11 protein-coding genes are annotated in these 13,301 nt (G+C 64.3%); 2 read left to right on the forward strand and 9 right to left on the reverse strand.

Annotated features, from left to right (window positions below):
• Nucleotides 1-284 precede the first annotated feature (284 nt).
• From asd to leuC, 5 genes are all read right to left on the reverse strand, one after another.
• Nucleotides 285-1,397: an aspartate-semialdehyde dehydrogenase gene (gene asd / locus CAG44_RS26450; RefSeq protein ID WP_003260268.1), complete on the reverse strand. Its 1,113-nt coding sequence runs from the start codon at nt 1,395-1,397 to the stop codon at nt 285-287.
• Nucleotides 1,398-1,460: 63 nt separating this feature from the next.
• Nucleotides 1,461-2,543 carry a 3-isopropylmalate dehydrogenase gene (gene leuB / locus CAG44_RS26455; RefSeq protein ID WP_025338238.1) on the reverse strand — a complete coding sequence of 361 codons (1,083 nt, stop codon included), beginning with the start codon at nt 2,541-2,543 and terminating at the stop codon, nt 1,461-1,463.
• Between the two features lie 54 nt (nt 2,544-2,597).
• A complete protein-coding gene (locus tag CAG44_RS26460; RefSeq protein ID WP_039615378.1) occupies nt 2,598-3,362 on the reverse strand; it encodes a class I SAM-dependent methyltransferase in 765 nt (254 codons plus the stop codon).
• Nucleotides 3,363-3,509: 147 nt separating this feature from the next.
• Nucleotides 3,510-4,154: a 3-isopropylmalate dehydratase small subunit gene (leuD, locus tag CAG44_RS26465; RefSeq protein WP_015269431.1), complete on the reverse strand. Its 645-nt coding sequence runs from the start codon at nt 4,152-4,154 to the stop codon at nt 3,510-3,512.
• Nucleotides 4,151-5,584 (reverse strand): 3-isopropylmalate dehydratase large subunit, encoded by a 1,434-nt coding sequence (gene leuC, locus CAG44_RS26470; protein ID WP_025338236.1) that lies wholly within the window; start codon nt 5,582-5,584, stop codon nt 4,151-4,153. Before leuC ends, leuD begins: the two co-directional genes overlap by 4 nt.
• A gap of 131 nt (nt 5,585-5,715) precedes the next feature.
• Here leuC and CAG44_RS26475 point away from each other — a divergent pair, with 131 nt between their 5' ends.
• Both CAG44_RS26475 and CAG44_RS26480 read left to right on the forward strand, forming a co-directional pair.
• A complete protein-coding gene (locus tag CAG44_RS26475; RefSeq protein WP_025338235.1) occupies nt 5,716-6,594 on the forward strand; it encodes a LysR family transcriptional regulator in 879 nt (292 codons plus the stop codon).
• A 62-nt stretch (nt 6,595-6,656) separates the two neighbouring features.
• Entirely contained in the window at nt 6,657-9,953 is a 3,297-nt protein-coding gene (locus CAG44_RS26480) for a PAS domain S-box protein (protein ID WP_025338234.1), read from the forward strand.
• A gap of 187 nt (nt 9,954-10,140) precedes the next feature.
• On the opposite strand, the gene CAG44_RS26485 is transcribed toward CAG44_RS26480, so the two are convergent.
• The 4 genes from CAG44_RS26485 to CAG44_RS26500 form a co-directional block, all read right to left on the reverse strand.
• Nucleotides 10,141-10,584, reverse strand: coding sequence for an Hsp20 family protein (locus tag CAG44_RS26485; protein WP_084785084.1), 444 nt, complete (start codon nt 10,582-10,584; stop codon nt 10,141-10,143).
• A gap of 234 nt (nt 10,585-10,818) precedes the next feature.
• Nucleotides 10,819-11,790 (reverse strand): tRNA-dihydrouridine synthase, encoded by a 972-nt coding sequence (locus CAG44_RS26490; RefSeq protein WP_085693402.1) that lies wholly within the window; start codon nt 11,788-11,790, stop codon nt 10,819-10,821.
• A 51-nt stretch (nt 11,791-11,841) separates the two neighbouring features.
• Nucleotides 11,842-12,276, reverse strand: coding sequence for a thioesterase family protein (locus CAG44_RS26495; RefSeq protein WP_025338232.1), 435 nt, complete (start codon nt 12,274-12,276; stop codon nt 11,842-11,844).
• Between the two features lie 185 nt (nt 12,277-12,461).
• Nucleotides 12,462-13,295: an alpha/beta fold hydrolase gene (locus tag CAG44_RS26500; protein WP_085593300.1), complete on the reverse strand. Its 834-nt coding sequence runs from the start codon at nt 13,293-13,295 to the stop codon at nt 12,462-12,464.
• Nucleotides 13,296-13,301: the final 6 nt, after the last annotated feature.

Raw genomic sequence — 13,301 nt, forward strand, 5'->3', positions numbered from 1 at the left:
CGCTCCGGGGTCCCCTCGCTACGGGCCTGCTCCCGGGAGTACGCGCTGCAGGCCCCATCCATGGGGCCTCAGCGCTTGACGGGCATCCATGCCCGTCACCTCCCTCCGCAGTCCCTTCGCTCGGCCTCCTGAAGTCGCAATCGGCGGCGCCTGAACTATCGCGCGCCTAGAAGCAAAAGCAAAAGCAAAAGCAAAAGCAGAGAAGAGCCGGGCCGGCCGGGATGGATCGGAAATAAAAAAACCCGCGCTGTCACCAGCGCGGGTTTTCGGTCAGACCGGAACGATCAACGCTCCAGCAGAATCCGCAGCATGCGACGCAGCGGCTCGGCCGCGCCCCACAACAGCTGGTCACCTACGGTGAACGCGCCCAGGTACTGGGAGCCCATGTTCAGCTTGCGCAGACGACCAACCGGGATGTTCAGGGTGCCGGTAACCTTGGTCGGGCTCAGCTCCTGCATGCTGATTTCACGCTGGTTAGGCACCAGCTTCACCCAAGGGTTGTGCTGGCTGATCATGCCTTCGATGTCGGCCAGCGGCACGTCCTTGTTCAGCTTGATGGTCAGCGCCTGGCTGTGGCAACGCATGGCGCCGATGCGCACGCAGATGCCGTCGACCGGGATCGGGCTCTTGAAGCGGCCGAGGATCTTGTTGGTCTCGGCCTGGGCCTTCCACTCTTCACGGCTCTGGCCGTTCGGCAGTTCCTTGTCGATCCACGGGATCAGGCTGCCAGCCAGCGGCACGCCAAAGTTCTCGGTCGGGAAGGCTTCGCTGCGCATGGTCTCGGCAACCTTGCGGTCGATGTCGAGGATGGCGCTGGCCGGGTTGGCCAGGTCATCGGCAACGGCAGCATGGGTAGCACCCATCTGCTTGATCAGCTCGCGCATGTTCTGCGCGCCGGCACCCGAGGCCGCCTGGTAGGTCATGGCGCTCATCCACTCGACCAGGCCGGCTTCGAACAGGCCACCCAGGCCCATCAGCATCAGGCTGACGGTGCAGTTGCCGCCGATGTAGTTCTTGGTACCCGCGTCCAGCTGCTGGTCGATGACCTTGCGGTTGACCGGGTCGAGGATGATCACCGCGTCATCCTGCATGCGCAGGGACGAGGCGGCGTCGATCCAGTAACCCTGCCAGCCGGCTTCACGCAGCTTGGGGAAGACCTCGTTGGTGTAGTCGCCGCCCTGGCAGGTCAGGATCACGTCGAGGGTCTTGAGTTCTTCAATCGAATAAGCGTCCTTGAGCGGAGCTGTATCCTTGCCCACGTTCGGGCCCTGGCCGCCAACATTGGAGGTGGTGAAGAACACCGGCTCGATGAGGTCGAAATCCTGCTCCTCCAGCATCCGCTGCATGAGCACGGAACCGACCATACCGCGCCAACCGATCAGACCTACACGTTTCATCGCAACTACACCTTTGCTAAAAGTGGGCCGCCACCGGGAATTTTGGGTGGCGGGCCAGAGAGATTACAGATTCCGCAGCGCTGCGACTACTGCGTCGCCCATTTCCTGCGTACCAACTTTGCGGCAGCCTTCCGAGAAGATGTCGCCGGTGCGCAGGCCCTGGTCCAGGACCAGGCTCACGGCCTTCTCGATCGCCTCGGCGGCAGCCGACTGATTGAAGCTGTAACGCAGCATCATCGACACCGACAGGATGGTCGCCAGCGGGTTGGCGATGCCAAGGCCTGCGATGTCCGGTGCCGAGCCGTGGCACGGCTCGTACATGCCCTTGTTGTCGGCATCCAGCGACGCCGAAGGCAGCATGCCGATGGAACCGGTCAGCATGGAAGCCTCATCCGACAGAATGTCACCGAACATGTTGTCGGTCACCATCACATCGAACTGCTTGGGCGCGCGCACCAGCTGCATGGCAGCGTTGTCGACGTACATGTGGCTCAGTTCCACATCCGGGTAGTCCTTGGCCACGTCCTCTACAACTTCACGCCAAAGCTGGCTGGAAGCCAGGACGTTGGCCTTGTCCACCGAGCACAGCTTCTTGCCACGCACGCGGGCCATGTCGAAGCCGACACGGGCGATGCGGCGCACTTCGCTTTCGCTGTACGGCAGGGTGTCGTAGGCCTGGCGCTCGCCGTTTTCCAGCTCGCGCTGGCCACGCGGGGCACCGAAGTAGATACCGCCGGTCAGCTCACGGACGATGAGGATGTCCAGGCCGGAAACGATCTCTGGCTTGAGCGACGAGGCATCGGCCAGTTGCGGGTAGAGGATGGCCGGGCGCAGGTTGGCGAACAGGCCCAGTTGCGAACGGATTTTCAGCAGGCCGCGCTCGGGGCGGATGTCACGCTCGATCTTGTCCCACTTCGGCCCGCCCACGGCGCCCAGCAGCACGGCATCGGCCTTGCGCGCACGCTCCAGGGTCTCGTCGGCCAGCGGCACGCCGTGCTTGTCGATGGCGGCGCCACCGATCACGTCATGCTCCAGGCTGAAGCCGAGCTGGAACTTGTCGTTGGCCAGCTCCAGCACCTTGACCGCCTCGGCCATGATTTCCGGGCCGATACCGTCACCTGGGAGAATCAGAATCTGCTTGCTCATGCTTTCCTCTATCCAATCACGCGGTGCGGCCAAGCGGGCCCCACCGAAAAGTTCTTAACGCTCGGCCCACAACACCAGCACATCGGTGCTGAACGAACCATCGGCCTCGATCTGGTAATACTGCCGTACTTCTTCACCCATGGCTTGCTGCAATTGGCGAATTGCCACGCGCATTGGCTCGGGGGTGCGCATGCGCTCGACCCAGCTGGAAAACTCCAGGCGCAGCGGCTGGCGGGTGTGGCTGCGTACATGCAGGCCAGCCTCGCTGACCTGGCGTTGCCATTCGGCGGCGGAATAATCGCGCACGTGGCTGGTGTCGCGCAGTACTTCGACCGTTTGCAGGTAGGTATCGAGCAGCGGGCTGCCCGGCGACATCACGTCGATGAACGCTGCCACGCCACCCGGCTTGAGCACCCGGCGCACTTCGCGCAGGGCCAGGCCCAGGTCGCTCCAGTGGTGGGCCGAGTAGCGGCTGAAGACGAAGTCGAACGAAGCGTCGGCGAACGGCAGGCGTTCGGCGGCACCGCGCTCGGTGGTGATATTGGCCAGGCCGCGCTCGGCGGCGGCACTGGCGACCACGTCGAGCATGGCCTGCGAGAGGTCGTAGGCGACCACTTCGGCGACCAACGGAGCGACGTGGAAGCTGACATGACCGGCGCCGCAGCCCAGGTCCAGCACGCGGGCATGGCCCTGCCCCGCCAGCGCGGCCTGCAGCAGGGCGAATTCACTGCCCTGGGCGTGCACAGCGCTGCTGAGGTAGGCGCTGGCCTGTTCGCCGAACTGGCGTTGGACCACATCGGTGTGCTGGGTGCTGGTCATGTCTCGATCCTTCTGGTTTCGGGTTGTCTCTACTGGCCCTATCGCCGGCAAGCCAGCTCCCACAGAGAACCTACAGCCTTCAGACCTGTGGAGTTCCTGTGGGAGCTGGCTTGCCGGCGATGAGGCCAGCAAACCCAACTAAATCATTCAGGCATCCCGGAACAGCCAAGGCTGCCCGGCGCGGTGCTTGCCTTCGAAGGCCTTGATCGCATCGCTGTCCTGCAGGGTCAGGCCAATGTCGTCCAGGCCGTTGAGCAGGCAGTGCTTGCGGAACGCATCGATCTCGAAGTGCAGCACCTTGCCATCCGGACGGGTCACCGCCTGCGCCTGCAGGTCGATGGTCAGCTGATAGCCCGGAATGGCTTCGACCTGCTTGAACAGCTCGTCGACTTCCTCGTCGCTGAGGATGATCGGCAGCAAGCCGTTCTTGAAGCTGTTGTTGAAGAAGATGTCGGCAAAGCTCGGCGCGATCACGCTGCGGAAGCCGTACTCGTCCAGCGCCCATGGGGCGTGCTCACGGCTGGAGCCGCAACCGAAGTTCTCCCGCGCCAGCAACACGCTGGCACCCTGGTAGCGTTCGTGGTTGAGCACGAATTCCTTGTTCAGCGGGCGCTTGCTGTTGTCCTGGTAAGGCTGGCCCACATCCAGGTAACGCCACTCGTCGAAAAGGTTGGGGCCGAAGCCGGTGCGCTTGATCGACTTCAAAAACTGCTTGGGGATGATCTGGTCGGTGTCGACGTTGGCACGGTCCAACGGCGCGACGAGGCCAGTGTGCTGGGTAAAGGCTTTCATGCTGCGCTCCCTTGGATCAACTCGCGGACATCGATGAAGTGGCCGGTCACCGCGGCGGCGGCGGCCATGGCCGGGCTGACCAGGTGGGTACGGCCACCGGCACCCTGACGGCCTTCGAAGTTGCGGTTGGAGGTGGACGCGCAGTGCTCGCCGCTCTCCAGGCGGTCCGGGTTCATCGCCAGGCACATCGAGCAGCCTGGTTCACGCCATTCGAAACCGGCCTCGAGGAAGATCTTGTCCAGGCCTTCACGCTCGGCCTGGGCCTTGACCAGGCCCGAGCCAGGCACCACCAGCGCCTGCTTGACGTTGGCAGCGACCTTGCGGCCCTTGGCGATTTCGGCGGCGGCGCGCAGGTCTTCGATGCGCGAGTTGGTGCACGAGCCGATGAATACGCGGTCGAGCTTGATATCGGTGATCGCCTGGTTGGCGGCGAGGCCCATGTACTTGAGGGCACGCTCGATCGAACCACGCTTGATCAAGTCAGGCTCGGCAGCCGGGTCCGGCACGCGCTGGTCGACGGCGAGGACCATCTCCGGCGAAGTGCCCCAGCTGACCTGCGGCTTGATTTGCGCAGCGTCGAGCTCGACCACGGTGTCGAACACCGCATCAGCGTCGGAAACAAGGCCTTTCCAGGCTTCGACCGCCTGCTTCCACTGCTCGCCCTTCGGCGCGTACGGGCGGCCTTCGACATAGGCAACGGTGGTGTCGTCCACCGCCACCAGGCCTACGCGGGCACCGGCTTCGATGGACATGTTGCAGATGGTCATGCGGCCTTCCATCGACAATTCGCGGATGGCGCTGCCAGCAAATTCCATGGCGTGGCCGTTACCACCGGCAGTACCGATCTTGCCGATCACGGCCAGGACGATGTCCTTGGCGGTAACGCCGGCAGGCAACTGGCCTTCCACGCGCACCAGCATGTTCTTCATCTTCTTGGCGACCAGGCACTGGGTAGCGAGCACGTGCTCTACTTCGGAGGTGCCGATGCCGTGCGCCAGGGCACCGAAGGCGCCGTGGGTGGAGGTGTGCGAGTCACCGCAGACCACGGTCATGCCAGGCAAGGTGGCACCCTGCTCCGGGCTGATGACATGGACGATGCCTTGACGCTCGTCATTCATCTTGAATTCGACGATGCCGTATTCGTCACAGTTCTCGTCGAGGGTCTGCACCTGCAGGCGCGACACCTGGTCGACGATGGCCTCGATACCGCCCTTGCGCTCTGGCGTGGTCGGCACGTTGTGGTCCGGCGTGGCGATGTTGGTGTCGATGCGCCAGGGTTTGCGGTTGGCCAGGCGCAGGCCTTCGAAGGCCTGGGGCGACGTCACTTCGTGGATGATGTGACGGTCGATGTAGATCAAGGACGAGCCGTCATCACGGCGCTTGACCTCATGGGCTTCCCAGAGTTTGTCGTAGAGCGTTTTGCCAGCCATCAGACTGTTCCTCATCAGCGTCTTTCTATGCCAAAGACCCCTTGGCTTGTGCGGTCGATGCTAGGGGGTTAAATTGAATAACTCAAATTCATAATTTTTATGCTTTGGATAACCAACAGGAATACAACCCCATGGATCTGGCGAACCTTAGCGCCTTCATCGCGATAGCCGAAACCGGTAGCTTTTCCGGGGCGGCCGACCGCCTGTTCCTGACCCAACCGGCCGTCAGCAAGCGCATCGCCGGGCTGGAACAGCAACTGGATGTGCGCCTGTTCGACCGGCTGGGCCGCGAGGTGACCCTGACCGAGGCCGGCCGCGCCTTGCTGCCCCGCGCCTACCAGATCCTCAACGTCCTTGATGATACCCGGCGCGCACTGACCAATTTGACCGGGGAAGTGAGTGGTCGGCTGACCCTTGCCACCAGCCACCATATCGGCTTGCACCGCCTTCCCCCGCTGCTGCGGGCTTTCACTCGGGAATACCCGGCAGTGGCGCTGGATATTCAGTTCATGGATTCGGAACAGGCCTACGACGAAATCCTCCATGGCCGCGCCGAGATTGCCGTGATCACCCTGGCGCCCGAGCCGCACCACCTGGTCAAGGCCGTGCCGGTGTGGGACGACGCCCTGGACTTCGTCGCCGCCCCCGAGCACCCGCTGGCCAACAACCATACGGTCAGCCTGGCCGACGTCGCCCGCCACCCGGCCGTGTTCCCCGGCGGCAACACCTTTACCCACCATATTGTCCAGCGCCTGTTCGAAAGCCAGGGCCTGACGCCGAACATCGCCATGAGCACCAACTATCTGGAAACCATCAAGATGATGGTGTCGATCGGCCTGGCCTGGAGCGTGCTGCCGCGCACCATGCTCGACGAACAGGTTGCACCCATCGCCTTGCCGGGCATACAGCTGTCGCGCCAGCTAGGCTACATTTTGCACACGGAGCGTACGCTATCGAACGCGGCCAGGGCATTCATGGCCCTGCTCGACAGCCACGCAGGGCCCGCCTGACCGGTCGTCAGCCCGGTATTGCCACCTCCAAGGACGCGTCACACGCCAAAGGTCTGGTACCGATGCCCAAATCAGCGAATCGCTTTTTGCGCCTGCCGCGCATACCTGCGGCCGACCCTCAGGAGTCCGAGCAGGCCTGGCAGAACGCCCCGCAATTGCTCGCCGCGCTGAACGGCGCGCGGCTGGGGGCCTGGCTATGGGATATCGAAAGCGGCCGGGTCAGCTGGTCACGGGGCACCCAGGCCCTGTTCGGCTTCGACCCGCAGCGCCCGCTCCCCGCCGATGTCGACTACCTCGACCTGCTGCCCGAGGAAGACCGCGCGCGTACACGCCAGGTGTTTCAGGCAGTGTTCAACGGCGAACCGGTAGAACAGGCCATGCGCCACCGTATCCGCTGGCCGGACGGCAGCCTGCACTGGCTGGAGATCAACGGCAGCCTGACCCACGACCCGAACGGCCGGCCGCAGATGATCGGGGTGATCCGTGAAATCACCCGCCAACGCGAGCGGGAAACGGCGCTGATCAATTCGGAAAAACGCTTCGCCACCCTGTTCCACCTCAGCCCCAATGCCATTTTGCTCACCCGCCGCCACGACGGCATGATTTTCGAGGTCAACCAGCACTTCGAAGACATGTTCGGCTGGCCCGGCAGCCAGGTGATCGGCAAGACCAGCCTGGAACTGGGCCTGTGGGTCAACCCCGAACAACGCCACCAGATGCTGGAATCGACCCGGGCCAACAGTGGCCCGCTGATCCTCGAGGTGCAGTTCCGCGCCATCAGCGGCAAGGTGCATGACGGCATCCTCTGCACCCAGGGCATCGAGCTGGAAGGCGTGACCTATCTGATCAGCACCTTCGTCGACACTACCGAACGCAAGCGCGCCGAGCAGGCCCTGAAGGACAGCCAGGAGCGCCTGGACCTGGCCCTGGACTCGGCACAGCTGGGCACCTGGGACTGGCATATCCCCAGCGGCATGCTCTACGGCTCGGCCCGGGCCGCACAGCTGCACGGCCTGCCGCCCATTCCCTTTCACGAATCGTTCGACGCGTTTTTCGAAGGGGTACCGGAGCAGGAGCGCAACTCGATGCGCCAGGCCTACCGCAGCCTGCGCGAAGGGCCTGCCGGCAACTACCAGATCACCTACCGGGTACAACTGGAGAACGGCATCTCGCGCTACATCGAAAGCCGCGCCCGGCTGTACCGCGACGAGCAGGGCAACCCGCTGCGCATGGCTGGCACCTTGCTCGACATCACCGACCAGGTGGAACGCGAACAGCGCCTGAGCGCCTCGGAAGAGAAGTTCGCCAGCCTGTTCCAGGTCAGCCCCGACCCGATCTGCGTCACTCGCCAGGACACTGGCCAGTTCATCGAGATCAATCCGGCGTTCACCCAGACCTTCGGCTGGGGCACCGATCAGGTGATCGGCCGCACTGCCGAGGAAATCGGCCTGTGGGCGGAGTCAGTCGAGCGCGCGCAACGCATCGAGCGGGTCATCCGCGAGCAGGCCCTGAGCAACGTCGCCGTGGTGGTCAACCACCGCAATGGCGCACCGCTGACCTGCGTGATTTCCAGCCGCCTCATCACCGTCGATGACCAGCCTTGCAGTGTTACCACCCTGCGCGACATCACCCAGCAGCAGCGCGCCGAGGCGGCGCTGAAGTCCAGCGAGGAGAAGTTTGCCAAGGCCTTCCACTCCAGCCCTGACGCCATCACCATCACCGAACGCTATAGCGGTCGCTACCTGGAAATCAACGACGGTTTCTGCCGCCTGACCGGCTACAACGCCGCCGACGTGGTCGGCCGCACGGTGTACGAGATCGGCATCTGGGCCGACGACAAGCAGCGCAGCGCCCTGCTGGCCGAGTTGCGCGAGCGTGGCCGGGTGCACCACCGCGAGATGCTGGGGCGCAACAAGCGTGGCGATATCCTTACCGTGGAGGTGTCGGTGGAGCCGATCACCCTCAACGAGGTGGACTGCCTGCTGCTGACCGCCCGCGATGTCAGCCAGCTGAAGAACGCCCAGGCACAGATTCGCCACCTGGCCTACCACGACCCGCTGACCAACCTGCCCAACCGTGCCCTGCTGATGGACCGCCTGAGCCAGCAGATCGCCCTGCTCAGGCGCCACAACCTGCGCGGCGCCCTGCTGTTCCTTGACCTCGACCACTTCAAGCACATCAACGACTCGCTGGGCCACCCGGTGGGCGACACGGTGCTGAAGATCATCACCGCACGGCTGGAAGCCAGCGTGCGCCTGGAAGACACCGTGGCGCGCCTGGGTGGCGACGAGTTCGTGGTATTGCTCAGCGGCCTGGAAGGCAGCCGCGAGCTGGTCGAAGAGAAAGTCCGCGGGCTGGCCGACACCCTGCGCGAACTGCTGGCCGAGCCGATGTCGCTGGACGGCCAGCGCCTGCAGGTGACACCCAGCATCGGCGTGGCGCTGATCCCTGACCACGGCGCCACCCCGGCCGACCTGCTCAAGCGTGCCGATATCGCCCTGTACCGGGCCAAGGACTCCGGGCGCAACACCACCCAGCTGTTCCATACCACCATGCAGAAGGCTGCCAGCGAGCGCCTGCGCATGGAAAACGACCTGCGCCTGGCCCTGGCCCGCGGCGAGCTGGCGCTGCACTTCCAGCCACAGGTGGATGCCCGCGACAACCGCATCGTCGGCGCCGAGGTACTGCTGCGCTGGCACCATCCGCAACTGGGTCAGCAGCCGCCCGCGCAATTCATTCAGGTGCTGGAAGAAAGCGGCCTGATCCTGGAAGTTGGCAGCTGGATCCTCGACGAAGCTTGCGATGCCTGCGCGCGCATGCTCGGCGACGGGCTGATCGACGCCGATGATTTCAGCCTGTGCGTGAACATCAGCCCACGGCAGTTCCGCCAGAACGACTTTGTCGGGCGGGTACTGCGCAGCCTGGACGATTACCGCCTGCCACGGCAGATGCTCAAGCTGGAAATTACCGAAGGCATCGTCATCCAGAACCTGGAAGACACCATCAGCAAGATGCGCGAGCTGAAGCGCTACGGGGTGAGCTTTGCCATGGATGACTTCGGCACCGGCTACTCCTCGCTGACCTACCTGAAGCGCCTGCCGGTGGATGCGCTGAAGATCGACCAGACCTTCGTGCGTGATGCACCGGTGGACCCCAATGACGCCGAAATCGTCCGCGCCATCGTCGCCATGGCCCGCAGCCTGGACCTGGCGGTGATTGCCGAAGGGGTGGAGCTGACCGAACAGCTGGAGTTCCTGGAACGGCTGGGGTGCCACCTGTACCAAGGGTACTTGCACAGCCGGCCGCTGCCGTTGCCGGAGTTCCGGCAGATGTTGCTGGAGGCGCCGGCGGATTACTGAAACCGCGCGCAGAACCTGTGGGAGCGGGCATGCCCGCGAACACCGGCGCAGCCGGTGCCATCCACCGCGTCGCCTGCTTCGCGGGCATGCCCGCTCCCACAGTGATCGCGCCAGCTTCCGGTTTTTAACAAAACAGCTACAACAAAAAAGGGCACCCCTGGGGGTGCCCTTTTTCACCTCTACACGATCAGTTCAGCGCTGGCTTGTCGCCATTGATCGGAATGCGCTTGGCCTTGGCTTCTTCAGGCACGATGCGCAGCAGGTCGATGCTGAGCAGGCCATTGGCCAGGCCGGCGGCCTTGACTTCGATATGGTCGGCCAGGCGGAACGACAGCTTGAAGGCGCGCTGCGCGATACCCTGATGCAGGTAGGTCACTTCAGCAGCGCCATTGTCGCGCTTGCCACCGGTCACGGTCAGGACACCTTTTTCAACCTGCAGGTCGAGGTCCTCTTCCTGGAAACCGGCTGCAGCAACCACGATGCGGTAGTGGTCATCGCCATGCTTTTCCACGTTGTAGGGCGGGTAGCTGCTACCAGCCTCGTTACGTGCCGCGGATTCGAACAGGTCGTTGAAACGGTCGAAACCAACGGAATGGCGGAACAGTGGAGCGAGAGAGAAAGCGGTGGTCATGGTCATGAACTCCTGAGATTCAGCAAGTAAGTCATTACGCGACCCGACTTCGGCATCGCGTACTCAAGAGATATGGCCGAGGGAAATGCTTTCAAGGGGGGAGCAGAAAAAATCTGGATTCCTGCATTGGATTTGATGGCCTCTTCGCGGGCACGCCCGCTCCCACAGGTACTGCACAGGGCTCAGAATCCGTGAGGCCCCTGTGGGAGCGGGCGAGCCCGCGAAAGGGCCGGATCAGGCAACACAAGCTTCGAAGGAAGCCACCTCAACCCCCAGCAACCTGCTGATCCGCGCACAGTCATCTTCCCGCCGCAACTCGGCAAACAGCACAACCGCTTCGGGATAACTGCGGGTCAGCATCGCAAGCCACTGCTTCATCCGCCCCGGCGCATAGCGCGGCGACAACTTGGCCTGGGCCTGGCGCCAGAATTCGCGCAGCAACGGCAGCAGGTCGTCCCAGCTCATCGGCTGGTACTCCCGCCCGTCACGCGCCGCGGCAATCTGCAGCCCCAGGTCGGGGCGCGAAACCAGCCCACGGCCCAGCATGATGTCTTCGGCACCACTGACCTCACGACAGCGCCGCCAGTCGTCCACGGTCCAGATCTCGCCATTGGCGAACACCGGTACCTTGACCACATCCTGCACCCGCGCCACCCACTCCCAGTGGGCCGGCGGCTTGTAGCCCTCGACCTTGGTCCGCGCATGCACCACCAGGTGCGCCGAGCCGCCTTCGGCCAGCGCCGTGGCACACTCCAGCGCGCCATCGGGGCTGTCAAAACCCAGGCGCATCTTCGAGGTGACCGGGATATGCGCCGGCACGGCACGGCGCACCTCTCGCACAATGGCGTGCAGCAGCTCCGGCTCCTTGAGCAGCACCGCTCCACCACGCGACTTGTTCACGGTCTTGGCCGGGCAACCAAAGTTCAGGTCGATCACCGGTGCGCCCAACTCGCAGGCCAGCGCGGCATTTTCCGCCAGGCACACAGGGTCCGAGCCCAACAGCTGCACACGCATGGGCACCCCTGCGGCAGTCCGCGCGCCATTGCGCAACTCGGGTGCCAGCTTGTCGAACGAGGAAGGCGGCAGCAGGCGGTCGCACACGCGAATGAACTCGGTGACGCACCAGTCGATACCGCCCACGCGGGTCAGCACGTCGCGCAGGATGTTGTCGACCAGCCCCTCCATGGGGGCCAGGGCAATTTGCATGTCGGGGTCTCGGCGGAAAAAGCCGGCAGTCTAACAAAAATTGCCGGTGTTTCAGGCGCCGATCAGCGCCGGGCCGTAACCGTCGAGGAACTCCACCGGCATGCGCCTGGGCTTGCCGCTGGACAGCTCGATACAGGCAAAGGTGGTCTGGGCGCGCAGCAAGGTCACGCCGTCGCGCGGGCGCTTGAGCTGGAAGCGCCGGGTCATGCGCAGGCGCTGGTCCCAGTCGATGATCCAGGTGGCCAGTTGCAGCTCGTCGTCCTCGTAGGCAGCGGCCAGGTAGTCGATTTCGTGGCGCACCACGGCCATGGCCCGGTCCAGCCGGCGATATTCGGCCAGGTCCAGGCCCAGGCGCTGGGAGTGGCGCCAGGCGCAGCGCTCCAGCCAGGTGACGTAGACCGCGTTGTTGGCGTGGCCAAGGCCGTCGATATCCTCGCTGCCGACGCGCAGGTCGATGACGAAAGGTGTTGCCAGGTCCCAGCTCATGTTCGCTTCCTTGGAGCAAAAGTGGATTTAGCAGGGCCCTGCAGAAAAAAGTCCAGCCCTTGTGGAGGATTTACCGGCCTCATCGCCGGCAAGCCGGCTCCCACAGGGTCTGCGCTGGTTCAAAGGCTTGCGCTGTACCTGTGGGAGCTGGCTTGCCGGCGATGAGGCCAGTACAGGCAACATCATCAGGCACTTTGCCGCGCTGGCGCACCAGCCCGGGCCAGCAGCTCCAGCACCGCTGCACTCAGACGCGGATCGGACAACACCCGCTGGTGACCACCCGCCTCCAGCAGCATCAGGCGGCTATCGAACCAGGCCTTGTGGATGACCTGGGCCTCATCGGCTGCCACCAACGCATCATCGGCGGCATGCACCACCAGCCCAGGCAACTCCAGCTGGTAACCCGTCACATCCAGCCGCGCAATCTGCATGCCCACATCCCGCTCCACCTGGCGGATGAATGCCGCCCGCGCCCGCGCTGGAAGCCCCAGGCGATGGGCAAAGCCACGCAGTACGCCCAACAGCCGCGCCGGAGCGGCAATGCTGACCGCTGCCTCTGTGCGCAGCCCCATCTGCAGGGCCAGCAATACACTGGCGCCGCCCATGGAATGGCCAATAACCGCGCGCAGCGGCGGCAGTTCGGCGGCAGCCTCCAGCAGCGCTCGGGCAAACAGCACCACATTTGCCTGCTCGCCGGGCGAACGCCCATGCCCCGGCCCCTCCAGCGATACCACGGTATGCCCGGCCTGGACCAAGGTTTCGATCAACGCGGCAAACTGGGTCGGGCGCCCTTCCCAGCCGTGCATCAGCAACACGGTCGGCCCCTTGCCCCAGCGCAAGGCCGACAAGCCGAAGCGCAGGGTGATGCGCTCGGCGCTGGCCAGCACGGGCAACTCCCAATCCCGTGGCGGCAGGTTGCGCGGGGTCATGAAGGCACGGCGCATCTTGCCCGCGACGTGCTCGGGGGCCAGGCGGCCCAGGGTGCCATTGACACCACGAATCCAGCTCAGGGTAGTCATCGCCAT

The organism is Pseudomonas sp. B13(2017), assembly GCF_002113245.1.
Taxonomy (GTDB): domain Bacteria; phylum Pseudomonadota; class Gammaproteobacteria; order Pseudomonadales; family Pseudomonadaceae; genus Aquipseudomonas; species Aquipseudomonas putida_Z.